This is a genomic window from Enterobacter sp. J49, from assembly GCF_002148625.1.
GTDB classification, from domain to species: Bacteria; Pseudomonadota; Gammaproteobacteria; order Enterobacterales; family Enterobacteriaceae; genus Enterobacter; species Enterobacter ludwigii.
On record NZ_MWPY01000031.1, the window covers coordinates 116308 to 139486 of the forward strand.

Below are 23179 nucleotides of genomic sequence, written 5' to 3' on the forward strand. Positions count from 1 at the left end.
ATCCTTATGATGATGAAGGATTTTTTGTATCCTACTGAATACACTGCTTTTTCTTACGATTTGCTACTTACGCTTGTTGTTAGGCTCTCCAGTGCAAGGCTCTACCTGCCCCTGATGCGAAGAATACCAACGCCGAAGAAACATCGATAAAAAGAGCATTGAAACTGAGACGCCTGTAATGCCCTCGTCTGTTTTTGCCAGGAGCTTAAGGACGTGCTGGTGTGGCCTGTTCTGCCTTTTCAGCGTACCGGCAGTAACGATTAACTTACGGGTGGCGATCCTTTTTTATTGCCTGGACGCGGCGATGACTTTCATACAATTCAGGTGAAACGACGGGTTAATGCTGAACAACGACTCCATGTCATCCTCTGCCTGCATAGCTGCGGATCGGTGTAACGCGCAGACTATGGTGCCTCGACTGCAACGAGCTTCGGTTGTGATCTTTTTGGGTATGGCTTACACAACCGGACAGTACACATCCTGCAGCCAGGGGGAAATTCTTCGATCGCCTTCCTTACTGATCACTGTGGGTTGCTGATGTATCCGGTAGACGTTCAGCTTACTTGCAGTACGTCGATGAGCCAACCACGTTACATTTCGTTATATTGCCGTGGCCGTCGTTAATGTAGGTTGTATTGCCGATTTTTTTCATGGTACTGCCGTCGCTGCCAACGATCGTGCCACCGACCTTGTTGTATGTCGTGGTATTGCCGTGGCGATCCCTGACATAGGTCGTGTTGCCGATCTTTTTCATCGTGCTCCCGTCGCTTCCCACAATCGTGCTACCGACCTTGTTGTATGATGTGGTATTGCCGTGGTCATCCCTGACATAGGTCGTGTTGCCGATTTTTTTCGTACTGGTCCCGGCGCTGCCGTAAGTCGTGTTACCAGTGGTATTCGGGATTGCCTGGGCACTGACTGCGCCAGCCACCAGCGCCAGGGCTGCAATCATCGTTTTATATCCATTCATCTTTTTATTCCTGCTTCAGCTGTTTTGGGAGTGCGAGCTCCCCCCACCGGGGCTGAGTCATGGGTTCGGATCCGTGCGATGAGCTAACACCACACAGGCAATGACAGTCAGCACGATGACATTAAACTACTATTTTATCAGAATTTCCGTTCTTCCCGTCGTTTCATGAACAGGAGCCATCGCGTTCCCTCAATGGCCGGTCTTCATACATCACGCCCGGCGCGACAAGAGGGGCAAAATATACGCTCTTCGCTTCATGATTAACGCCCTTCCCAACAGCCTCCTCTGAGGCGGGGTATTGTTGGGTTCCCCCCCTTTTGCATGCAGTTATGTGCGACTGAACACAGAGAGGTCGCCCTGGCGTGCAAAATTCGCGTTATCTGACAGGCAAACTCGCCATGACCACCACGTCCGGAGATCTGAGTCTAAAAGGTGCCACAGTGAAAATTAGGCCTTTATACCCTTCTGGCAGATGGCAAAACTTTCTTCTTCATATTTCTTACATCTTCTCCTTGTGGTAGTTTCCATGAATAGCTGTATTCAGCATTCGGGCGCAGCAATTCAGCGTTTGGTCTGCCCCCGTAATCCCTGTTTAATAGGGAGATTGTTGTTCCCAAACTGACTGACCTGATTAATATTCAAACAATTCAGCCAAAGGACAAAGTGACATGTGTTTTAAACAGGTGCTGCTGCCTTCGTCTTTAAAAGTTGGTGATACTATAGGTTTTTTTTCCCCATCCTCTCCTGTAACTGCAACGGCACCTAACCGATTTAATCGCGCAAAATCTTTCCTTCTACAGAAAGGATTTCAGCTTACAGGTGGTACCCTGACGGGCCAGTCAGATTTCTACCGCTCAGGTACAATTAAAGACCGGGCTGAAGAGCTCAATACGCTCATTCGTAACCCTGATGTCCGCTGCATCATGTCTACCATTGGTGGAAATAACAGTAACTCACTTCTGCCATATCTTGACTACCAGGCTCTGATACAAGACCCAAAGATAATCATTGGTTATTCCGATGCAACAGCTCTTCTTGCAGGGATTTTTGCCATAACAGGTTTGGTTACATTTTATGGTCCGGCACTGGTTGCTTCTTTTGGTGAATTTCCTCCTTTAGTAGATGAAACTTATCAGTCCTTCTGCGAAGTACTGATGCAGTCACACACAGGCCCGTATTGTTATACTCTTCCAAAAAAATGGACAGATGAGTGCCTTAACTGGGACACCATTGAACCCCTCAGAAACAAAAACCTTTATGAAAACAACTGTAGATTTCTGGGAACGGGCAGAGTCGAAGGCCGGGTTATAGGTGGCAACCTAGATACGCTTTCCGGAATTATGGGAAGCAAATGGATGCCTGAAATTCAGGACGGAGATATATTGTTTATCGAAGATAGCCTGAAGGATATTGCTACTGTGGAACGTTCCTTTTCCATGCTCAAACTGAACGGCATATTTGATAAAGTCAGTGCAATTATTCTGGGTAAGCATGAGTTATTTGATGATGCAGGCAGCGGGCGCCAGCCTTCTGATGTATTACTGGAGGTACTGGCGGATAAGCCTTTACCGCTGATAGACGGTTTTGATTGTTGCCATACGCATCCAATGTTGACACTGCCGCTTGGTGTTTCATTGAGAATCGATTTTGACAGTCGTACTGTCGCAATTACAGAGCAGTATTTACGTTAATCTGTGGCCCATTGACTAGCGCGATGCTCAGTAAAAGTCCAAATCCACTGCTGGCACAGCGCTGCGGTTGCCGCACTGACAACCTTTACTTCAATCGATTCAGGGATCACTGACGCATCATCGACTTCAGTGCCCAGATAATGGACTATGCTTTTCAGCATCTTATGACCCAACAGAAGTTGGCCCCCCCCGGAGATTCCTGGTTATCGTGTATATCCGGTAATATTTTGTTCTTCACATGGAATGCGTGCCGTAAATTCTAAACTTACCAGCCCGGCCACTTGTTGGGGCTTTTGCTTTTGTCAGGCTATCGCCTTTAAAGACTCATCCAGTTTTTCGGCAAAGGTATTTACCTTTAATAACACCCTCAAAAAAACGGCCTTTGGATTTTGCCGTTAGAAAGTCATTATGGGTTTTTTCAGACACTTTAATGTACTGATAGGTAGCGGAATCTACAAAAGCCACCTCCAGCACTTTTTCAGATGAAAAATAACTTATGGATTTGATTCGTGATGAAATGACTTTCTGAAAGTGCATATTATTTCCTCATTATTAACATCTTTGCTAACCCATAGTACACCCGCATAGGTCTCAAAGGGTTGTTTCACAAAATTATTTTATTATTTGTCAGTAAGCCATAACGCAGACAATGTGAGTCCCCCTGTGCTGAGGAGCGGAGACTGCCTGAAGCAAATCCAGCTATTCACTCTGACCGCACGCGCCCGGTTTATGGGGCACGGTACGCGCTTCCTGGTATAGCTATACAACGAACACACCACAAAATGCGACGAATCACATCTATCCAGTCTCCTCGAATGGCCGGGTAACCTCCTGCCAGTACTGCAAAATCTGATGGGACCTAATTCACGATTGCCATATATGGTCTTTATCAGGTAATGACGTAAGAGAGGCAAAAAGACTTCCTGGGAAAGTCACGGATACTGCTTGTTCTGAAAAACACCCGCACCGGTTGACCTGTGCATCATGAATATTATTATTTATCAGGCTGATTAAACAGACGGAAGGAGGAAGGGTGTTGGGCTGGAAATTACTCATCGGCTTTCTTTTTGTCACCATCATTGGATTTGCACTCTTTGGTTTCATTTTTTCACTCCAGCAACTGCAGTAAAATGATCGTCATCTTTGTTGCATGCCATCCCTGAAACACAAAAACCCGCTCAGGGCGGGTTTTTTTATCACGTTCACTTATCTGCTCAGGCCAGTGCCGTCATCGCTGTCGTAAGCGTCTGTGTCATTATCGCAATTAAAGTGCAACAACATTTCCGGCAGCCGGACCTTTAGCTCCGTTCTCTATCGAGAACTCAACCTTCTGGCCTTCGTCGAGCGTTTTATACTCGTTGCTCTGAATGGCAGAGAAATGAACAAAAACATCTTTGCTGCCGTCAGCTGGCGTAATGAAGCCGAAACCTTTCTCAGAGTTAAACCATTTTACTAAACCAGTCATTTTATTCGACATAGATACTTCCTTAAATTTTCTTTAGCCACACGTTGTGGCGAACATGGCCTGCTTGCAGATGAGGACTTACTGGGCACTTAGGAGGAGGCTCATGCAGAAGAGTATCTCAGGAGAACGCTTGAAATGAGGACTGCTTTACTAAAACTGCTTTCATAAGGTCTGTATGCCAAACCGATGACGTATCGTGGACTCATATGAGTTGATAAGCAAGATTATTTTTGTCAGTAATCTGTTGGGAAAACTTACAATTCATAGAGGTGAGTAATCTTAAAAGCCCTGACCATTGCAGCCAGGGCTTTTAAGGTACTACAGACTTCAGATTTAACATTAATGGACTTATAAAGTGATACTGCTATTTAGACTGCTTTCAAATGTACACGTTCACTACAGATAATATTGGGCATTAATAGCAAAAAACCTCCCTCTATTTATCTCGTTATATACAGCCCTCGTTTTCAAAACCTAAGCGTTGAAACGTAAACAAGCACATTCCCCATCGCGACATATACTCTTTGATGCGTTGCCCTTTGCTGATACGGTTATCAACAAAAAAATGAAACCGTCAGCATCAACTAAAAACAAGGCCTTACATCGTCGCGCTCACACCACCATTTTGCGAATCAGCACAATCACTACGAGGCCTGAAAGCGAACTGCATCCCAAACAACAAACTTCGTGGCCTGTAAAGCAAAATGGTTTAACCAAAAATCATTTCTACTTAATGAGTTACTGATCACTTACATTGTGCTGCTGAGTACTAATTTACTTATTTGAGGTTTCAGGTCAATACTGTTTTTTAAAACATGGTTTTATTAACAGCAATTGTGACCGCGCTGCATCCCGCTACTCAAGGCAACGACCGCCAGTGGCGCTAAGCGAACGCTTTGCCCTTCCCTTGCCAACAACCAAACCGCTTACTCTGCGGTTAACGCTGGTGGAAATGTTAGTTTCCTGCAAATCTACTTGAACAAAATTTTACAGGAGGCAGAACCACTGCAATCGGACGAGACTGTCTTTGAAGTGCTAAAGGGTGCGGGTTTTAAAGATCCTATACGTTTTTTTCCAGTCTGTTTTGGGGAACATGATTGACCCGACGGAACCACGACTGACTGGTAAAGGAGACAACATCCGCTTCTGGCACGGGGCGGACTGTTATACTCATCTTTACCGCCGATCGACGCATTATGGACATAGCGCTGTATTTATCAATCGGGAAGTTCAACGTAAGCGTTTACGCTTACTCTGTACTAAGATGCGTATACAACAGATGCTTTAAGATTTCGTCTCAGAATCTAGATGGATTTATCAACATGACCAGAACTGAAAGGCTTCTCGAATTACTACAGATATTAAGGGCGCAAAGATATCCGATCACTGCGTCCACACTTTCTGAAAGATTAGGAATAAGTGTGCGCTCCCTTTACAGAGATATAAGGACGCTACAGCATCAAGGCCTGTGTGTTGAAGGTAGTGCTGGAATTGGTTATATCGTTAAGTCTGACTTTCATTTGCCACCCTTAAATCTTTCTCATGAAGAAATCAATGCTATTACACTTGGATTAAATTGGGTATCTCATAATACGGATTTTGATTTCAAAAAAAACGCAAGGAATGCACTGGCCAAAATCCACGCTGTCATTCCCGCTGAATTAAAAAACCTTATTGAGAGTCAATCTTATCTGATTGGTCCTTCAGAAAATAATGAGATATTTTTTGAGGACATCCGCAATGCTATTAAAAAGCGAAAGAGAATAAAGATAAAGTATTGTGACAAGAAAGATACTTACTCTGCCCGTGTCATATGGCCCATAGGACTGGTATATATGGAGTCATGCTGGCTTTTAGTTGCATGGTGTGAGATGAGAAATGATTTTCGTCATTTTAGATCTGACAAAATTGAAGAGCTGGTACAACTGGATTCTATATATAGTGAAAGCAGGACAGTTTTATTGAAGAAATGGAGATTAAAAGAAGGGATCTGTGAAGAGACAGAGTACTGACAAAAACTGTCACAACTAACTTGTATACTAACCCCGATGAAAGACTCAATGCTACTTCATAGGGGGGGTATTATGAATTTCCAGAATAAAGTTGCTGTCATAACAGGAAGCACTACAGGTATCGGTGAGGCAGTCGCAGAGCAATTACACAAACATGGCGCGAAGGTCGTGATTGTCTCCCGCTCCTCAGAGCAGGCTAAACAAAAAGCGCAACAATTATCTTCACAGGGGCAACAAGCGCTGGGGATCGGTTGTGATGTGTCACAGCCCGAACAAGTACGGCAAATGATAGATGAGGTTATCAAACATTTCGGCAGACTTGATTATGCTGTAAATAATGCAGGCTTAACAGGTGAACATGGTAAAAACATAACAGAGCAGACAGTTGACAACTGGAATAATGTGATTGCCACCTCATTGAGTGGCGTTTTTTACTGCCTAAAATATGAAATACCTGAGATGATGAAACATGGCGGTTCTATAGTTAATTTATCGGCAGTAAATGGTCTGGTTGGCATTCCAGGATTAGCACCTTACACCGTGGCTAAACACGGTATCATCGGGTTAACTAAAACCGCAGCGCTAGAATTTGCAATGAAAGGCATTCGAATTAATGCAGTCGCTCCGGGCTATGTCCAAACCCCACGAATGAGTGAATTTCCGGATAATATCGTACATAGTTTCGCAAATAGCCACCCTATGAAAAGGATGGCAAAAATGCAAGAAATAGCAGACTTCATATTATTTTTGCTGTCAGATAATTCAGCATTCTGTACCGGAGGCGTTTATCCAATAGATGGTGGCTATTTAGCCGAGTAAAATGCCTCTCAAGCCCTTTTACACTGTAAGAATTGCCTCACCAAAGCGGTAATCTCAATGGGCACCTCAGATTATATAGTTAACGCTTCCGCTGTGGGGCTGCTGATAACAATATTTCTGACCTGTTCCCCTTTGATTGACCCATTGTAGAGTTAAGACCTCCTCTGCTGGCACGAAACGGACGGGCTTGCTGTGCTACAGGTCCGCCGTCAGTGAGGAACAGAAATTATCATTAACCCGCTAACTTAAAGGATGACCACCGAAGCTGTTACTATTCATTCGTTTCCCTTAACGGGCTTTTAACAACACACTTAATTCTTACCCTCAAGTCTTACAATCAGCGAACGTAAAAAATCCCTAAATCGCTGAGCTGGGGCTGACAGCGGTTGTCCGGCGTTGGTGACCACGCCGACGTCCATGTAGGTGATACAGTCTTCAATCGTCCGACGAATGACGCGCTGACCGTTTAGCGACCAGGGGCGATAGACCAGATCGGATAAGATCGTGATACCGTTGCCCTGGGCCACGAGGCTGCGAACGGCTTCAAAGGAGTTACTTCGAAAGTGGATGGAGGGCATATAGCCAGCGTGCTGCCAGACATGGGTGATCACTGTGGGATATTCATCGGTTTCGAGCATCAAAAAGGGCAGCTTCACAAGATCCCGCAGGCGGATGACAGACTGACTCAGCAAAGCATGTCCCGGGGAGATCCACAGCTGGCGTAGCGATCGAATAATGGTTTCGACCTCCAGGTCACTGTCGCGCTGAATGTTCGAAGTAAGCATTAGACAAAAATCAATCTGATGCTGACGCAGGGCAGCCAGCAGGTCAGGAGCAGTGGCCTCGAAATAGTCAATTTCCAGTAAGGGGAAACGGTTTTCAATGTCACTCAACATCTCCGGTAACAAGTAAGCCGAAAGCGTCTGAGCTATCCCTATCCGTACTTTTCCGGTAGTCGTTTCTGGCTGGCAATGCAAATCCTCCAGGGCGATGTGGCTGTTGCTGATGATCGTGCGGGCATGCGTCAGAAAGCGTTCTCCCGCCAAAGTGAGCCGGATCCCTTTTGGCTGACGCAGAAAGAGCTGTGCATTAAGTACCTCCTCCAGATTCCGTAACGCGACAGTCATGGAAGACTGCGAAACGTGACAACGGCTGGCTGCTTTAGAAACTTGCAATGTTTCTGCTAATGCTATGTAAAATTCAAGTTGCCTGAGGGTAAATTTCATAGTTTAAAACGATGCCATCTGAGCAAAACTTTATATTAGCATCTCCATTTTCATCACGGTAATGTTCCAGGGAACAAAAATATACTATTAAGGGGGGACAGCTATGCCGTATTTATTACTCACTCTCGCCGCGTGCTTTTGGGGCGGGAATTATGTGGTAGGACATCTGTTAGTCAGTCTTGTTGACCCTGTTCTGTTATCCTCTGCTCGCTGGATATTCACTGCCTTGTTGCTGGTAGCGCTTTATTACAGGCAGATTTGTAGGCAATGGAGTGTTATGCAACGTTCTTTTCACATAATTACCTTCCTGGCTTTGTGTGGGCAGGTATTATTTCCACTGACGCTGTACATTGGCCTGAAATATACTTCCTCGCTTAATGCTGCCATTTATTTGTCTACGACTCCGTCATTGGTTTTACTGATCAATATAACTATTTTCAAAGAAAAAATTAAATTTCAGAATATCGTCGGGGTTATTATCAGCTCTTTCGGTGTGGTCTGGCTGGTGATGCAGGGGGATATATGGCATCTGGATACCCTGAAGCATCTCAATCGTGGCGATCTGTGGACGATGGCATCTGCAGCAAGCTGGGCGGTATATTGCGCATTTCTGCGTCTTAAACCTCATGAAGTGGGGGGAAATGCGTTTGTGGCCGTCAGCGCGACGATAGGTGCTATAGTGCTTCTTCCAATATTGAGTTTCTCTGTGTTAAAAAATGGTATTCCGCCCCTTGTCGAATTTAGTCACAGCGGTTTAGTTATTGGTCTGCTGTACCTGATTGTTTTTCCCTCGTGGCTCTCGTATTTGTTGTGGAATAAAGGTATTCAGGCGATTGGTGCGACGCGTGGAGAAGTGTTTTCCCATTTTATCCCGCTGAGTGGTGGTTTATTCAGCGTGATGTTTCTCAGTGAGCCATTACATTTATATCATCTGATCAGCGCGCTGTTGATAGTCTGTGGTATTGCACTCTGCTCAGGCAAATCCGCGAAACCAGCATTCAAGGCTATCAAGTCATAAACGAAACACACTACTTCCACTTCTGGCACAGGCTGCTGTTGCAGCCCTAGCAGGTTAGACTTCAATCGGCTCTGGTATCTCCGGGGCATCGTCTACTTCAATGCCCGGGTAGCGGACTATGCTTTCCCGTTCCTCTGGCCCAAGAGAAGTTGGTTCTCCCGGAGATTCTTGGTTTTTTATAGATAAAATATGGTCTGGTTCTGCGTACAGAATGCGTACGGTAAAGCGTCTCGTCGATACCATGCCTCTCAATCCATCCATGAAAATACGATTATTGTATCTGGTTGAAATGTGTCGTGAAGAACCGACGCTGGATTTGAACACATAGCCCCTACTACATCGATGAGCCATTTTGATCCACGCTGCTACAGCCTTTCTGGTTCCTTAAGTCAGTTCAAACTAAACAGGGCTTCCCGTTTTGGCTGCAGCACTGTCGCTCTGGCCGAAACAGAGTGACCCTAGGCCCATCAGAAATTTTTAACTCAAACAGATCACAGCCCAGAAGTTTACTGTCCAGAGCCATGTTAAACAGCGCTAAATCGCGTCCTTTTCCTTCCAGCTCAAGTCGGATACGTATTCCTCCGATATGAAAAATCTGAAGAAGCCGTTTCTACCCAATAATCCGGTCCTTGTTCCAGGGGATGTTGTCGTGCTCAATCTCCATTGGGTCAGGAGATGTAAATATGGTTGTTCCATATGAACGATAAGCAGACGAATGCTTTAAAGCATGCTGAACTCTTTAAACGTAAATTTTTTGGCAGGACACCAGGACCAGAGCAGTTGTTACTTTTCGGGAAAATGTGAGTTGTGGGTAAGGAAATGTTCAATAGCGTCGATTAAACCGGGAGCTAAAGGGAGCGCGGGTTCAGCGTATGAAGCGATATTCGCCTTGCGATCTCCTGACGTCACCTCTTTCATAACATGGTTCATATTGGGCAGTATAATCAGGGACGCTTGAGGATTCGCGGCCTTAAGCATTCTTGCATCCGTTTCTTTCACCTGTAGATCTCGTTGTCCTTGTAGCACTAACACGGGTTTGGAAATGGTGGAAATGAGCAGACTTGGATTATATGAAAATGCATTGATCAAAAATCCCTGAACCTCAGGATTAAAGAGATTTTGCAGTGCTGGATGAATATTCGTTGTATCGACCCGCCGCTGATGCTCCAGAGCATCAATAATCGGCAATGCCTCATTTAATAACAACGCATTTGCCGGATTAGCTTTAAGTTGCACCCTTAACACCTCGCCCATCGGTCTCCCGGGCGTTGCGATAAGAACCACACCGCATACATCCTGTTCTTGAGCCGAGGCAAGTGCGACGACGCCTCCTTCACTGTGTCCTAAAACCCAAATACAGGGAGTGTGCATTTCACGTCTCAGCACTTTTACCCATGCTCGAACGTCTTCAACATAGTCAGCAATCGTCACTGCATTGGCATCCTCTACGGCCATTGCGCTATCGAACATTCCACGTTTATCGATACGAAGCGTTGCAAAGCCTTTTGCAGCCAGGCCTTCAGCAAGAAGTCGGTAAGGTGATCCATTCACACCCAGAGGGTTGTTTCCATCCCGATCGGTTGGACCGGAGCCAGGAACGATAAGAACAACGGCAGTTGGTTTTGAATTTGGAGTGCGGAACGTACCTTTTAAAGGCCCCTTTGGCCCAGCGGCATCCAGGACGGTTTCGGAAAAAGCCACCGGCGCTCCGCGCAGCCTCGTAAATGGGCAAGCGCTCAACAGGGCAATAGAGGAGGTAATATTCATCAGTGATTTTCCTGTAAGACTCTGCGTACCTGTCAATTTATATTAGAAATATGACCTTCTCTCCATTGAATAATGCATCTGTGGCATCAGTAACGTCCACTGTGAGCGTTGAGCGGACGTAATGCCTCATTGATACCAGCAGCAAGCTTTAGATATTGCGAATGCAGCACTGATAGCATGATTTTACATCAAGTGATAAGGTCAGGTTTTCCATAACCCTATAAGCAGGTATGTCCGTGAGCATTTCAGAAAAGCATGAGTGGCATAAGGATAACTACCTGGTGAGTACAGACAGGGAAAAACTGGATGTACAGGCTATCCATTGCTATCTGACGAGGTCAACCTGGGCTAACGGGATTGATCTGTCCATTGTAGAGGCATCAATAGAAAACAGTCTTAATTTCGGCGTTTATCATGATGAAACCCAGATAGGTTTCGCCCGTTTGATAACAGATTACGCTACATTCGCTTATCTTTGTGATGTATATATTCTTGAGGAATATCAGGGAAAAGGGCTGGGAAGATGGATGATGCAATGCATACATCACCATCCCGTCTTTGATAAGCTTCGCAGAATCATGTTGTTTACAACAACAGCTCCCTGGCTCTATCAAAAATTTGGATACGAACCCGTTAATCGGGAAAACTATGCATGGAGTATTACCCGGCCGGATATTTATACCAATGTAAAAAATCCCGCCTGACCTATGCTCATATTGATCTCCGGGCTGGCCAGTTTACTCCTGAGTTTGCAGTGTCCGCTTCTGGCACAGAGTAGACTTGGGCGGTGGCGCTGAAGGTGCACTCCGAGTGAGAACCGGAAGTTCGCAATGTCTGCTTACATCAAGGTGTCTTGAATCACCGGGAGCAGGTCAGAAGGTCTGTTATGAGAGAAGAGTAAACATTTTTCATAACCTTCTACTTTGTCCATTCTTTATACAATAAAGCATAGATATTTGTGTCGTCATATCTTGCCTTACCATCCTCGTTTTCAAAGGAGACAAACTCTTTAAAACAACCTTCATGTCGCATATACAAACGTTCACAGAGTTTTTGAGAGGCCAGATTGTAAACTTCTACCCAGGCATACAAACGCCTGGCATCTTTTACTTTAAATAAATAATCAAACAGTGCAGCAACTGACTCGCTCGCATATCCCTGACGTTCATAACGTTGATTAAAATGCCAGCCTACTGACCAGGTATTGCTGTCTGGCTCGCTGCTATTGTCCGCAAAAAGATGTCCGATTAACGTATCGGTTTCTTTTAGACAAACGGCAAATTGTGTTGGATCAGTGGCCCGTTTAGCCACGTCGACCTCCGCCTCGGCCAGTGAATGTAACTTTTCATCCTGAAAGCAGGGAACACGTGGTGAAGAGAGATAATCGAAAAGTGCTGCCGCATCCTCTCCCTTAAAAGGGCGAATGAGTAACCTTTGAGTGGCAATGATATTCATAATGTCCTTGATAATGTAATGCCAGCCAGTTCAGCAAGAAGTCTCCTTTAAACTGGCCGGAACACAGGGCAGAGATTAGCCGTTCCGGCTATTCCCCGATCTGTCTTTACGCATGCCAGTAAAGTGTGTGATCGTCACGAAAAATACCGGAACAAAGAAAATGGCCAGTAGCGTTCCGCTAATCATCCCGCCGAATACACCGGTACCAATCGCATGCTGCGTGCTGTCACTGGCCCCCCTGGCAAGCATCAGCGGAACCACGCCTAATGTGAAAGCCAGAGAAGTCATCAGTATTGGCCGTAAGCGTTGCTTTGCAGCCGTCAATGTCGCATCAATAAGGGGCTTTCCTTCATTCATCAATTGCCTCGCGAATTCGATGATCAGAATCGCATTCTTGGCGGAAAGGCCAATGAGGGTTATCAGGCCCACCTTGAAAAAGACGTCATTCGACATATTCGTAACGGACACGGCCAGCACAGCGCCGAGCAGCCCTAAAGGAACAACAAGCATTACCGCGAAGGGGACGGACCAGCTTTCGTAAAGAGCAGCAAGCACCATAAATACCACCAGTATTGAGAGCACAATAAGACCCGGAAGCTGAGATGCGGACTCCTTTTCCTGTAACGAACTCCCCGCCCACTCTCCTGCAAAACCTTGCGGCAGCTGCTCGGCCAGTTTGTCCATCGCCGCCATGGCGGTGCCCGACGATTTTCCCTGCGCGGCACTTCCGGTTATGCGTATCGCAGGATACCCCTGATAGCGATTCAACTGCTGTGGGACAACATTCCACGAAAGCGTCACAAAAGTCGATAACGGAAGCATCTGCCCGAGACGGTTTCTGACAGACAGGGCCAAAAGCTGTTCTGGCTGCATCCGGTAAGGCGCATCCGCCTGGACGATAACCTGCTGAACCCGGCCATTATTGGTGTAGTCATTGACATAATTAGAACCTGTCGCAACGGAAATGGTTTGATTAATCTCATCAAACGACACGCCCATGGCCTCCGCTTTTTCCCTGTCGACTTGCAGGGCGAGACTGGTTCCCTCACCAAGCCCATCAATGTAGACATCGGCAAGCTGATGATTTTGATTTGCTTGTACAACAAGCTCATCGGCCGCCTTCTTGAGTGCCCGATAGCCTTTCCCGCCTCTGTCCTGTAAGTAATACGTAAATCCGGATGAGGTTCCCATATCGGAAATTGCCGGAGGCAGCAGACTCATCGTCACCGCGTCCGGCACGTTGGCCATTTGTGACTGTATAGCGTCGGCTTCATCCTGTGCGGTGATACCTTTACGGTGCTTCCAGTCCTTGAGGGTGGTGAATGCCATGGCCGAGTTTTGACCTGATCCTGAGAAACCAAATCCCAGTATCATGATGTTACTTTCCACCGCCTCACGGCGGGCAATTTCATCTTCAAAGCGATCGACGACCTTAAGCGTCCGCTGCATCGTGGCATCAGAAGGAAGTTGAATTGATGACATAAAATAGCCCTGATCTTCATCGGGTAAAAATGATGAAGGTAGGGATGAAAGACCGGCAAACAATGACAAACATAGTGCGGCATAGATCATCATCATCCGGCCGGTACGCTTTAAAACAAAACTCAGCCCAGTAGTGTAAAACGCAGTGAGACGATGAAAGTGCGCGTTAAACCACGCTGAAAATGCGCTGCTTTTACCCTGATGTCGGTCATGCGGTTTGAGCAGGGTTGCACAAAGCGCAGGGGTTAATGTCAGGGCCAGGAATGCCGACAGTAAGATAGATGTTGCCATTGAAATAGAGAACTGGCGATAAATAATCCCCACGGATCCGCTGGCAAAGGCCATCGGTATAAACACCGCAGTAAGCACCAGCGTAATACCAATGATTGCCGGCGTTATTTCACGCATCGCTTCGCGCGTCGCATCCTGTGGAGACATATTTTTATCTTCCATCAGCCGTTCGACGTTTTCTACCACCACAATCGCATCGTCAACGATAATCCCGATGGCCAGCACCATCCCAAACATGGTCAAAATGTTGATGGAATAGCCGCTTAATAACATAACGGTGAAGGTGCCGAGCAGCGCCACGGGTGCCACAATCGCAGGAATAAGCGTACAGCGTATCTTGTGAAGAAACAGCAGCATCACGAAAAAGACCAGAACCATGGCTTCAACAAATGTCTCAACCACCTTTAATATCGATAGCTTAACGAACGGAGCCGTATCGAAAGGCTCGGTGAATGTCATTCCTTCGGGAAGCACACCGGATAGTTCCGTTAAGCGCGCGCGGATACCCGCTGCAGTACTTATCGCATTTGCCCCAGGAGAAAGCTGAATGGCTGCCGCCGTTGCCGGGACGCCATTTTCACGGATCCCAAATGCATAACTTTGTGACCCGGATTCCACGCGGGCAACGTCTGCCAGCGTCACCCGGGCAGCGGAAACCTGGGATTTAATCGTGATATTGCGAAATTCGTCAACAGAAGAGAGTTGTCCTTTTATCGTAATAGGATAGGTCACCCCCTGACCGCTCGTCGCAGGTTCATCTCCGGTTCTGCCTGGTGAAACAATCACGTTCTGTTGACTGATAGCGCTTAATACATCCGTAACAGACAGTCCATAGCTGTGTAGTTTCATCGGATCCAGCCATATGCGGAGCGCCTTTTCTCCACCAAAAAGCTGGACCTTCCCTACACCGGGTACGCGTCGGAGTTCATCCGTCACATTCCTGGCGAAATAATCGCTTAAGTCAGCTTCCTGATAGGCTCCGTTTTGAGACGTTAAACCCACCATCATTAAAAAACCGGAATTAGCCGCTTCAACCGTTATCCCGTTTTGTCTTACGGACTGCGGCAGGCGAGCCTCCACAATCTTAATTTGGTTTTGCAGATCCATCTGGGCAAGTTTGATATCGGTTCCCGGTTTAAAGGTTACCGTAATCGACGCCATCCCCGTCGTGTCGCTGGAAGATTCAAAATACAGTAAATTGTCAACACCGGAAATTTCACGTTCGATCAGAGAGACGACAGACGTGTTCATAACTTCCGGGCTGGCACCAGGGTAACTTACTGAAATGATAATGCCGGGTGGCGCAACGGCAGGGTATTGCGCAACCGGTAAACGAGGAATAGACAATATTCCTGTCAGAACAATAAACAGGGCGATAACCCATGCGAAAATGGGGCGCTCAATGAAAAAGTGCGGCATCAGATGTAATTCCAGTCAACATACAAAGGGTAAAAATTCAGCATGGTTTTTCTGATAAAGAAATCTCATCATTTGTCGAAACCCGTTTACCGATATCCCTGAGTTGGGAAAATTTCTCAAGAAGTTGTGGTGCGTCATCCAGGCTTGTTGCAAACATCCACATATAGGTCATGACGGAATAAATATGTCCGGCATTAATTCCGGATTCCATGCTCATCCTGATAATGGTCATGGAAAAGAGCGCAGAAACCAGAACGCCTATGGATAAATACCCCCATGCCTCTCTGTCGGATAACACCACGCGCAGGCGGGCAAGCGTGTCATAATGCCGTTTAAGGGCTCCCAAAGACGCCTTATTAACATAATCGACCTCTTTCTCGAGGCGATTATTCAGCCGTCTGTAGAATATCTCATTTTTACAGGCATAGCCTGAGACAAAACACATCAGTATTGCCACGATGATCAAACAGGCTATACCTGTCCAGAACTCAATCCATAACAGCATTATTGCTGCGCCGAAAAGGGAAATGATCGAGGTGATCAATACGGGCAGGTGCAGCTCGAAGAAATCCACAAATTCACGGGAAAGGGTGACTCTCGCGGCGATCGTCGAGTGACTGAGCGAATATTTTCGCTGAGCTAATACTACTGTCACCGCAAGACTTGCGTAGATCCGTGCAAAAGTTCGCGTATCTACGCTACGTCTGGCGGCTCCCATGCTCCACATGAACAGAACCATCAGGCCATAAATGGCCGCACGTGAGGTTTGCCCCGCAAGGATGGCATTTATCGCCATGCCCGCCAGAACGGGATAGAGCAGGAATGCGACGTTTTCAGCAATGACGAGCAGGAAAGTAATGCACAGTTTCTTTCTGTAGCGACAGGCGAGGTTCTTAAGTGAGATAGCAACCCCGGGGGCCGTTGGCTCGTTGTTTTTGTCTTTATAAATCATGATGAAGTTGAATTTCGCATCGGAAAATAAAACGATTTAGCCACAGCTTAATTATCCAGTTCAGGTCTCAATGAAACAGCATAATCCAGCGATGATAAAGAATATATGTTAAGTATAACGTTGTGATATCAATCGTTAATGGACGGTTTATGGAGGATGTGTGTAGTCACGTCCAACGCCGTTCGTCTTGCTGACAATGAATGGAATCAAATCAATCTAAAGCCTAAGTACACTGGCAACCCACAAAAAAAGATCACTAAAAAACACTCGTAATAAAAAACAGCATCATAAATATCCGGCAGAGTGTTAAAAAGCAGATGTAACACAATGATGGTATGTATGAAAACCAGGATTAAACCAGATGTTATGGCAATGAGATTTTTTAACACCCCGGGCCTTTTCTGAATGAAGAATGATAATGCCGCAAAGATTATCAGTGCCCGGAAAAATGTAGAGTACGGTAACGTTGACTCTACTTTCTCATTAACTGTCTGCGTAAGATAAAACCAGGCATATAACAGTCCGGATGAGATTATGGAGTACAACAGTGAGGCAATAAAATTCTCACGTCGGAAGATAACTTTAGTTATCATGATTACATTCCTTACACTGCAACCTAAATTTCAGCACTAAGCTTTTCCTGGTGAACGATTTTTACTGAACAATGTTGGTTGATTATTTCTGAAATGTGTAGACAGTATGGAGGGCTGGCTGTGTCAATTTCACCGAAATATTTCTCTGAACTTTTTAAAACGGTATCTGTCAAAACGAATCGACCTAAAAATGATGTTAATAATTGAGTGAAAACCTTTATTCATGACGGTAAAAGGCATTTTTTGCGCTAAAATACATGCTGTCATCAATACCCGGGAAGAAAATATGAACAACAATAACCTGATTATCGTCGCAGAAGACGATGATGACATCGCTGCCATACTGACAGGCTATTTACATAAGGCGGGCATGAAAACCCTAAGAGCTGGAGACGGTGAGCAGGCAATCTACCTTACTCGTCAACACAAGCCTGACCTGCTGCTGCTGGACATTCACCTGCCCGTATACGATGGCTGGAACGTTCTCACAACGTTAAGAAAGGAAACTAATGTTCCCGTCATCATGGTTACAGCACTGGATCAAGACGTGGATAAACTGATGGGCCTCAGGCTCGGGGCCGACGACTATGTGATAAAACCTTTTAATCCATCAGAGGTTATCGCCAGGGTTGAAGCCGTACTTCGCAGAACCAGACCGGTTGCAGAGGCGACACATTCACGGCCTATAAGAACGCCTTATTTAACGATCTATCCCGATGAATTTTACGTTGAAATCACTGCACAAGGTGAGGTTTCCACGCCAGCACTTACCACCACAGAGTTTAAGCTTCTGACCTATCTGGCAAGAAACCCGAGAAAAGTCTGTTCGCGTGAAGAGTTACTTGATGCGTGTATGCCTGAGGGAGACTCGCTGGATCGCACTGTAGACAGCCATATGAGCAAACTCCGGAAAAAGCTTGAACATGCCGGACTGAAAGGCATTCCGGAAAGCATCCGAGGATTAGGCTACCGGTTGGGTGACAAAAAATGAACAAAGAAACGATCCTGAGTCGTCAGATATTGACATATATGTTGTCGTTAACCTTTGTAATTATTGCCATTGCCATACTCGGTTCATACTTATTTTATAGTTTCTTGATTGACTATCTGCCAGGAGGAATGGCCGCAGGCAATGAAGATAATATGACTTTCTTTGACTGGATGTGGATCTTGATCGCGTCCATTACCAGTCTGGTTGTTTCACTTTTTTTTACCGTAAAACTGTCGGCAAGAATATTAAAACCCTTGAATGATGTGGCCTACAGCCTAAAACAAATCTCACAGGGAAACCTGAGCGCGAGAGCAATTAGCCCGGGCTCGCAGTTAGGTGAGATAAATAAACTCGTTGATGACTTTAATGAAATGGCGGAAAAATTGCAGACGCTGGATGCTCAGAGAAATCTATGGAATGCTGCCATCGCGCATGAACTCCGAACACCGGTGACTATTTTACGGGGGAGGCTGCAGGGGCTGGTCGACGGTGTGTTCGAACCAGAACCGTCGCTGTTCAGAAACCTCCTTAAACAAACGGAAGGTCTGACTAACTTAATCGAGGACCTTCGTGTCGTGAGCTCCTCAGGAGGGGCAGGATATTCCTTGATGCTCAGTGAAGTCGATCTTGCGACAACGATCGCCAGTGCGCTTGATACCTTCTTGCCTGACTTTGAAAAAAAACGCTTTAACATTGTGACTGAACTTGGCTCTCAGCGTTGCATCTGCGATCCTTTACGTATTATCCAGTGCCTGACCGTTCTTTTTGACAATACTTTAAAATATTCCACATCACAAACGCTTTTAGTAAAGAATGGCATTGCGGGAAATGATAATTTTATTATTGTTCAGGACAAAGGCCCCGGAATTCCTGAAGAACTCCAGAAGTCCTTATTCCAGCCTTTTCAGCGAGGAGAATACGCCAAAAATATTAATCCAGAGGGCTGTGGTTTAGGGTTGTCGGTAGTAAAAGCCATTATGCGCGCCCACGGTGGAGACGTTAGCTATAGCGCGACACACGAAAATGGCTCACTTTTCAGACTGTCATGGCCTGTTTAAGGGCTTGAGAATACAGGCTCGATTGAGCCTGCGTTACCAGGCGACAGGTCCCACATACTGCCGAGTTTGGCGTCCCAACTTGCTGGGGTGATTTTAAGTTTACCTCTTTTGGGGCTTAATGTTATTTCGCTGAAATAGACATCTTCTCCTTTTAGCATAAGATCGACCCGGCAGTAGTCAATTTCTTTTGCCAGCGCCTGAGCAGCAATGATGGATTTATGAAATGATTCGGGTTCATCAACCGGGGATGGCGTATTTGGGTATTCCATCTGAAAGGGTTGCAAATTCCACGCTCTGTCATAGACGTTAATGAATCCATTTCCATCGCGATCAGTAAAATCAGCCTCGATAAAACATGCTATACCGTGAAAGCAATGTATCCTTAACATTTCCGGAGTGACGTTCCGGTTTTTATTGAAAAACAGATCCAGATACATTTCGCAGAGGATCACAGGGGATATATTTTTATACTGCCACTCCCGGGTTGTATAATACATGTTCTTTTTAAGCGATAGTTTTAATTTATTTTTAACCCTGGCGAGATCAAAATCCGTTCTGTCTGTGCATATGACCGCGCTACCACTATCATGATTGCATTTTAGCACAAATTTAGCGGGCAGTTTGTCGAAATCAATATCATCAACGCTAGTATAGATGCCAGCTAAAGGAATAAGTTTAATTAAACCTGTCCGTTTCTCAACATACTCCCTGACCTGAAGTTTATCAGCAAGCATTGTATAAAATGGGTTGCATCTAAATAAAATACGATGGCAAATTTTCTCGTTCAGCGTTACTGGGTTACGTAAATCCGGATATTTTCCAGAAATTTTGCTTAGCCTTTCAGCATGAAATGCTGAATCACTGGTCAAAATTGTTCTGCATTTTCTCAATAAATACTCAATATATTTTAATTGATAATTTATGTTATTCATAACACCTCCTGTTCAGAACGGCAATTCTGGCAGAGGATTATTGATTTACTTTTAGCAAATTATGGAGAGTATATGGACCGGCATACTTCACTATTAACAGAAATTAATCCGGACTATTGTCCGCTCCTGGCACAAAGCATACGCAAATTCTTACACGCAAACAGCGAGGACATATCTCACGCGAAGGTGTTGCCCTTCCCTTGCCAACACCTAATCCGCTGTACCTGAAGGTAACGCCGGTGGAAATGTAAGTATCCCGCGAATCTATTCTCGTCCAATGAACCACTTTAATCTGCCAATGACGGCATCTGAATTCGGCCACCCTTCACGCCGTTTTCGATTTGACATGAACCGGCATACAGAGCCGCTGGAGACATTTCGCGGACAGATTTCCGATGCAGCAGAAACTGGCGAAGGTGTTTGATCGGTAAGCTCGCCATTACCATCCCGATAAGTAATCCTCGACATCCCTCGTGAAACCCTACAAATCAGCTCCTGAGGCCTGTGACCTGCTCCCCGTTAACTGACTCAGCGTAGAGCTAGTACATCTGCCGTTGGCACAAAGCGGACGTACATTCTCAAGTGCAAACATCAATGACATATCTCCTGCGAAAGCTTTTCCCTTCCCTTGCCAACAACCAAACAACTTATACAACATGACCTGCTTTTTATTACCACATCACTACAGAAAAGCATCAATCACTCACGTCAGTTAACAAGGTCATTTTCCGGGTTTCTACCAGCGACCGGATATACGCAAGAATCCACAATCACAGTTCCTGTAGGCTTATCGGCTAGAGATGTATATAGTATTAGTTATCTTTATTATTTTTCATTCCAGTCACTACACCTGATAGTACGGGGTAGACGTTGATGACTAACATCAATGTGATCACCATTATAAGTATTGATGCCCCAGCGTCTCCAAGTGGCTTTTCGAACGAGTGTGCAATAGCAACTATATTGATTGCATATATAATTAAGAAAATGAAGGATATTCCCCACGCCAGGGCTCTGGCAGAACCTTTTGACAGATGTTTCTCTCGCTGCACATCAAGGGTTATCCAAGTCATGTAAACAGCTATCACAGAAAAAAAAGCCCATGTTAGATAGGCAGATGAATCACGAAAAGCATTTACCATTTCGCTAAACCAAGAAAATATAGTTTCAATTATGCCCATATCACTTTCCACTCTATGTTGTTTGTGGCTTTTATTATACCAGCCGTATAAATAAAAAATGAAATCGGACTGATCCCAAGACAGAAGAATATTCCTGTCCTAACGGTGTGGCCTGTTCGAAGGCTTCCGGACTTACGCCGCCGAGATAACTGCGGCGCCGCGACAGGTTGTAGAACTCGTCAATGTAATCGAAGTATCCGCCCAGGCCAGATCTCGGATTTTTTTATATTCTCTTAATGATGCGTTCTTTTTTTAGTGAGCTTAAGAACGATTCAGTAGTCGCATTATCCCAGCAGTTGCCACGCTGGCTCATGCTGGGTACCAGATTATTAGCCCGACAGAACCGTTGCCATTCATCGCAGCCGTACTGGCTATCGTGCTCGATGTACTATGACCTCGCTGTCCAGTTTACGCGCCAGACCGCCATCATCAGCGCATCCAGTGCCAGTTCACGTGTGAGCGTGGGCTTCATCGGCCAGCCGACTAGCCTCTACAGCCTTTACTCTGAATAAAGAAATACGGGCCAGACTCCTTAACTAATAAAGACAATCAGATACTCAGGCTGGGGTCCGTCAACTCTAAAAGGAGCTGAAGCGGGTTACTGATGTACGGGACATATTATGGCGTTCATCGCAAAGCTGTCCGACTGTAGCATGCCTGTATCAATGACTATACCTGTTACTGGCATGCTCTGTCGGATGCCAGGTGAGTTTTACGTCTGATTTCAGCAGCCGCATTTACGACGATAACATGCTGAGTTGAAGCTGACGGGGATTATCAAGCATTTCTGGCGGGGATCCAGTTGCGTTTAGGACTATCGCAAGATTCACGGATAGCGGGCAACAGTGCGGTGTAAACAAAGTTTGATGAAAGAAAGAGATCTACGTAACAAGAGACGAAGCAAGAAGCGATATTTTGGATTGCATCGACATGTTTTAAGACTGTAAGAATCGCCAGGGTATATCCAAAAAACCCGCCCAAGGGCGGGTTACTCTTCGTCTGACGCTTTGTCTTCAGTTTTCTTTTTGATGACAGGCTTCTGCCTGAGAACAAAAATACATGCGACAGCGACTACTGTACCAATAACCGCACCCGCGAGAACCTCATGGCCTGTCAGACCTAATACTGTCGCGCATGCTACTGTGAAAAGGGTAGCGCCAAGACCGAAACGCTGGCCTCGCTGGTCTCTGTTAATTGCACCATCAAGGGCTTTTTCTTCCATTCTTTGTCTGTGGGAAAATTCCTTCTCGGTCAACTGGAATATACGTTCAGGGGCATCAGGTAAGATATCCTGATACCCCCTGAGAAGATAAGGAGGTGGCAATGGCCCCTGAAACGCATGATGCGCGACAACGATCTCCTGAATTTCAGGCCTGTCCAGCACACGAGAAAAGGCATCCGGGTGCTGGATAATCTCCTTACTGAGATCTTCCTCTACTTCTTCAAATTCAGGACTATCGTTTTGTTTCCCGGTATAGCCTTGCGTATTTGTCGAAGCCTGTGGAACTGGATTTTGGTGTTCCGGCTGCATCAAAACCTTCCTGTGGTAGCGTTAACGCAAACACTGTGCCTTGCGGTGCATCTATCCGTTTACCATTTCTGACAACATATTTTTTATAAACAGTGGTCGCAGACCTGCGCAGATCATCGCCAACGACACGCATGTCTTGTTCGAGAAACCGGCCCGTAGATGCGTCTCTTTTGACAAATCTGGAGTAGTCAGAGCGAGGAGCGATACCCAAAGGGCTCCCTGACTCTAAAGCCAGCTCTTTGTTATATCTTCTGCTCATATGCACCTCAACTAAACATCTTACCCGTAGGGTAATTTCAAGCATCAGTATAATGCTTTGAACGACA

The 23179-nt window shown here is 45.7% G+C and carries 20 protein-coding genes and 2 pseudogenes; 7 read left to right on the top strand and 15 right to left on the bottom strand.

Annotated elements, in window-relative coordinates; all coding sequences use genetic code 11:
• Positions 1 to 559 precede the first annotated feature (559 nt).
• A complete protein-coding gene (locus BJP35_RS12310) occupies positions 560 to 970 on the bottom strand; it encodes a hypothetical protein (RefSeq protein WP_218778080.1) in 411 nt (136 codons plus the stop codon).
• A 668-nt stretch (positions 971 to 1638) separates the two neighbouring features.
• On the opposite strand from BJP35_RS12310, the gene BJP35_RS12315 reads away from it, so the two are divergent.
• Positions 1639 to 2661 (top strand): S66 peptidase family protein, encoded by a 1023-nt coding sequence (locus BJP35_RS12315; RefSeq protein ID WP_086463221.1) that lies wholly within the window; start codon positions 1639 to 1641, stop codon positions 2659 to 2661.
• 324 nt (positions 2662 to 2985) lie between these two features.
• Here the strand turns inward: BJP35_RS12315 and BJP35_RS12320 are convergent, their stop codons facing one another.
• The 3 genes from BJP35_RS12320 to cspG all read right to left on the bottom strand — a co-directional run bounded on the left by BJP35_RS12320 (position 2986) and on the right by cspG (position 4138).
• Positions 2986 to 3198 (bottom strand): KTSC domain-containing protein, encoded by a 213-nt coding sequence (locus BJP35_RS12320; RefSeq protein WP_086463222.1) that lies wholly within the window; start codon positions 3196 to 3198, stop codon positions 2986 to 2988.
• Between the two features lie 327 nt (positions 3199 to 3525).
• On the bottom strand, positions 3526 to 3765 hold the full coding sequence (locus BJP35_RS24250) for a hypothetical protein (protein WP_143349627.1): 240 nt from the start codon (positions 3763 to 3765) through the stop codon (positions 3526 to 3528).
• Positions 3766 to 3925: 160 nt separating this feature from the next.
• Positions 3926 to 4138 (bottom strand): cold shock protein CspG, encoded by a 213-nt coding sequence (cspG, locus tag BJP35_RS12325; protein ID WP_086463223.1) that lies wholly within the window; start codon positions 4136 to 4138, stop codon positions 3926 to 3928.
• A 1310-nt stretch (positions 4139 to 5448) separates the two neighbouring features.
• Here cspG and BJP35_RS12330 point away from each other — a divergent pair.
• Positions 5449 to 6138, top strand: coding sequence for a YafY family protein (locus BJP35_RS12330; RefSeq protein WP_086463224.1), 690 nt, complete (start codon positions 5449 to 5451; stop codon positions 6136 to 6138).
• 72 nt (positions 6139 to 6210) lie between these two features.
• Positions 6211 to 6957, top strand: coding sequence for an SDR family NAD(P)-dependent oxidoreductase (locus BJP35_RS12335; RefSeq protein ID WP_086463294.1), 747 nt, complete (start codon positions 6211 to 6213; stop codon positions 6955 to 6957).
• Positions 6958 to 7268: 311 nt separating this feature from the next.
• On the opposite strand, the gene BJP35_RS12340 is transcribed toward BJP35_RS12335, so the two are convergent.
• Entirely contained in the window at positions 7269 to 8183 is a 915-nt protein-coding gene (locus tag BJP35_RS12340; RefSeq protein ID WP_086463225.1) for a LysR family transcriptional regulator, read from the bottom strand.
• A 103-nt stretch (positions 8184 to 8286) separates the two neighbouring features.
• Between BJP35_RS12340 and BJP35_RS12345 the strand changes: the two genes are divergently transcribed.
• The gene (locus BJP35_RS12345; protein ID WP_086463226.1) at positions 8287 to 9201 is read left to right on the top strand and encodes a DMT family transporter; all 915 of its coding nucleotides are present in this window, start codon (positions 8287 to 8289) and stop codon (positions 9199 to 9201) included.
• Positions 9202 to 9255: 54 nt separating this feature from the next.
• Here the strand turns inward: BJP35_RS12345 and BJP35_RS12350 are convergent.
• Together BJP35_RS12350 and BJP35_RS12355 are read right to left on the bottom strand one after the other, a co-directional pair.
• Positions 9256 to 9796 (bottom strand): annotated as a pseudogene (locus BJP35_RS12350) (integrase).
• A gap of 188 nt (positions 9797 to 9984) precedes the next feature.
• Positions 9985 to 10968 (bottom strand): alpha/beta hydrolase, encoded by a 984-nt coding sequence (locus tag BJP35_RS12355; protein WP_086463227.1) that lies wholly within the window; start codon positions 10966 to 10968, stop codon positions 9985 to 9987.
• A gap of 230 nt (positions 10969 to 11198) precedes the next feature.
• Here BJP35_RS12355 and BJP35_RS12360 point away from each other — a divergent pair, with 230 nt between their 5' ends.
• The gene (locus tag BJP35_RS12360) at positions 11199 to 11672 is read left to right on the top strand and encodes a GNAT family N-acetyltransferase (RefSeq protein ID WP_086463228.1); all 474 of its coding nucleotides are present in this window, start codon (positions 11199 to 11201) and stop codon (positions 11670 to 11672) included.
• Between the two features lie 214 nt (positions 11673 to 11886).
• Here BJP35_RS12360 and BJP35_RS12365 read toward each other — a convergent pair whose 3' ends face one another.
• The 4 genes from BJP35_RS12365 to BJP35_RS24840 form a co-directional block, all read right to left on the bottom strand.
• Positions 11887 to 12423 (bottom strand): GNAT family N-acetyltransferase, encoded by a 537-nt coding sequence (locus BJP35_RS12365; RefSeq protein ID WP_086463229.1) that lies wholly within the window; start codon positions 12421 to 12423, stop codon positions 11887 to 11889.
• Between the two features lie 75 nt (positions 12424 to 12498).
• Positions 12499 to 15615, bottom strand: coding sequence for a multidrug efflux RND transporter permease subunit KexD (kexD, locus tag BJP35_RS12370; RefSeq protein WP_086463230.1), 3117 nt, complete (start codon positions 15613 to 15615; stop codon positions 12499 to 12501).
• A gap of 37 nt (positions 15616 to 15652) precedes the next feature.
• Positions 15653 to 16567, bottom strand: a complete 915-nt coding sequence (locus tag BJP35_RS12375; protein ID WP_086463231.1) for an ABC transporter six-transmembrane domain-containing protein — start codon at positions 16565 to 16567, stop codon at positions 15653 to 15655.
• Between the two features lie 206 nt (positions 16568 to 16773).
• Positions 16774 to 17160: a transporter gene (locus tag BJP35_RS24840; RefSeq protein WP_373419692.1), complete on the bottom strand. Its 387-nt coding sequence runs from the start codon at positions 17158 to 17160 to the stop codon at positions 16774 to 16776.
• A gap of 286 nt (positions 17161 to 17446) precedes the next feature.
• Between BJP35_RS24840 and BJP35_RS12385 the strand changes: the two genes are divergently transcribed.
• Both BJP35_RS12385 and BJP35_RS12390 read left to right on the top strand, forming a co-directional pair.
• Positions 17447 to 18151, top strand: a complete 705-nt coding sequence (locus tag BJP35_RS12385; protein ID WP_086463233.1) for a response regulator — start codon at positions 17447 to 17449, stop codon at positions 18149 to 18151.
• Positions 18148 to 19209 (top strand): ATP-binding protein, encoded by a 1062-nt coding sequence (locus BJP35_RS12390; RefSeq protein ID WP_086463234.1) that lies wholly within the window; start codon positions 18148 to 18150, stop codon positions 19207 to 19209. The genes BJP35_RS12385 and BJP35_RS12390 overlap by 4 nt, the downstream gene beginning before the upstream one ends.
• Here the strand turns inward: BJP35_RS12390 and BJP35_RS12395 are convergent.
• The 4 genes and pseudogenes from BJP35_RS12395 to BJP35_RS12405 form a co-directional block, all read right to left on the bottom strand.
• Positions 19206 to 20141: an ATP-grasp fold amidoligase family protein gene (locus BJP35_RS12395; RefSeq protein WP_086463235.1), complete on the bottom strand. Its 936-nt coding sequence runs from the start codon at positions 20139 to 20141 to the stop codon at positions 19206 to 19208. The genes BJP35_RS12390 and BJP35_RS12395 overlap by 4 nt on opposite strands.
• A gap of 812 nt (positions 20142 to 20953) precedes the next feature.
• Positions 20954 to 21322 carry a hypothetical protein gene (locus BJP35_RS12400; protein WP_086463236.1) on the bottom strand — a complete coding sequence of 123 codons (369 nt, stop codon included), beginning with the start codon at positions 21320 to 21322 and terminating at the stop codon, positions 20954 to 20956.
• Positions 21323 to 21428: 106 nt separating this feature from the next.
• A pseudogene (locus tag BJP35_RS24605) lies at positions 21429 to 21809 on the bottom strand (IS3 family transposase); the annotation flags it as partial.
• A 501-nt stretch (positions 21810 to 22310) separates the two neighbouring features.
• Complete coding sequence (locus BJP35_RS12405) at positions 22311 to 22853, bottom strand: DUF2335 domain-containing protein (protein ID WP_086463237.1); 543 nt, start codon at positions 22851 to 22853, stop codon at positions 22311 to 22313.
• Positions 22854 to 23179 lie beyond the last annotated feature (326 nt).

What these genes read in the sequence shown, in the direction of transcription:
- BJP35_RS12310 (WP_218778080.1), bottom strand. Translation starts at nt 970, where the DNA reads ATGAATGGATATAAAACGATGATTGCAGCCCTGGCGCTGGTGGCTGGC.
- BJP35_RS12315 (WP_086463221.1), top strand. Translation starts at nt 1,639, where the DNA reads ATGTGTTTTAAACAGGTGCTGCTGCCTTCGTCTTTAAAAGTTGGTGAT.
- BJP35_RS12320 (WP_086463222.1), bottom strand. Translation starts at nt 3,198, where the DNA reads ATGCACTTTCAGAAAGTCATTTCATCACGAATCAAATCCATAAGTTAT.
- BJP35_RS24250 (WP_143349627.1), bottom strand. Translation starts at nt 3,765, where the DNA reads ATGAAACCAAAGAGTGCAAATCCAATGATGGTGACAAAAAGAAAGCCG.
- cspG (WP_086463223.1), bottom strand. Translation starts at nt 4,138, where the DNA reads ATGTCGAATAAAATGACTGGTTTAGTAAAATGGTTTAACTCTGAGAAA.
- BJP35_RS12330 (WP_086463224.1), top strand. Translation starts at nt 5,449, where the DNA reads ATGACCAGAACTGAAAGGCTTCTCGAATTACTACAGATATTAAGGGCG.
- BJP35_RS12335 (WP_086463294.1), top strand. Translation starts at nt 6,211, where the DNA reads ATGAATTTCCAGAATAAAGTTGCTGTCATAACAGGAAGCACTACAGGT.
- BJP35_RS12340 (WP_086463225.1), bottom strand. Translation starts at nt 8,183, where the DNA reads ATGAAATTTACCCTCAGGCAACTTGAATTTTACATAGCATTAGCAGAA.
- BJP35_RS12345 (WP_086463226.1), top strand. Translation starts at nt 8,287, where the DNA reads ATGCCGTATTTATTACTCACTCTCGCCGCGTGCTTTTGGGGCGGGAAT.
- BJP35_RS12355 (WP_086463227.1), bottom strand. Translation starts at nt 10,968, where the DNA reads ATGAATATTACCTCCTCTATTGCCCTGTTGAGCGCTTGCCCATTTACG.
- BJP35_RS12360 (WP_086463228.1), top strand. Translation starts at nt 11,199, where the DNA reads ATGTCCGTGAGCATTTCAGAAAAGCATGAGTGGCATAAGGATAACTAC.
- BJP35_RS12365 (WP_086463229.1), bottom strand. Translation starts at nt 12,423, where the DNA reads ATGAATATCATTGCCACTCAAAGGTTACTCATTCGCCCTTTTAAGGGA.
- kexD (WP_086463230.1), bottom strand. Translation starts at nt 15,615, where the DNA reads ATGCCGCACTTTTTCATTGAGCGCCCCATTTTCGCATGGGTTATCGCC.
- BJP35_RS12375 (WP_086463231.1), bottom strand. Translation starts at nt 16,567, where the DNA reads ATGATTTATAAAGACAAAAACAACGAGCCAACGGCCCCCGGGGTTGCT.
- BJP35_RS24840 (WP_373419692.1), bottom strand. Translation starts at nt 17,160, where the DNA reads ATGATAACTAAAGTTATCTTCCGACGTGAGAATTTTATTGCCTCACTG.
- BJP35_RS12385 (WP_086463233.1), top strand. Translation starts at nt 17,447, where the DNA reads ATGAACAACAATAACCTGATTATCGTCGCAGAAGACGATGATGACATC.
- BJP35_RS12390 (WP_086463234.1), top strand. Translation starts at nt 18,148, where the DNA reads ATGAACAAAGAAACGATCCTGAGTCGTCAGATATTGACATATATGTTG.
- BJP35_RS12395 (WP_086463235.1), bottom strand. Translation starts at nt 20,141, where the DNA reads ATGAATAACATAAATTATCAATTAAAATATATTGAGTATTTATTGAGA.
- BJP35_RS12400 (WP_086463236.1), bottom strand. Translation starts at nt 21,322, where the DNA reads ATGGGCATAATTGAAACTATATTTTCTTGGTTTAGCGAAATGGTAAAT.
- BJP35_RS12405 (WP_086463237.1), bottom strand. Translation starts at nt 22,853, where the DNA reads ATGCAGCCGGAACACCAAAATCCAGTTCCACAGGCTTCGACAAATACG.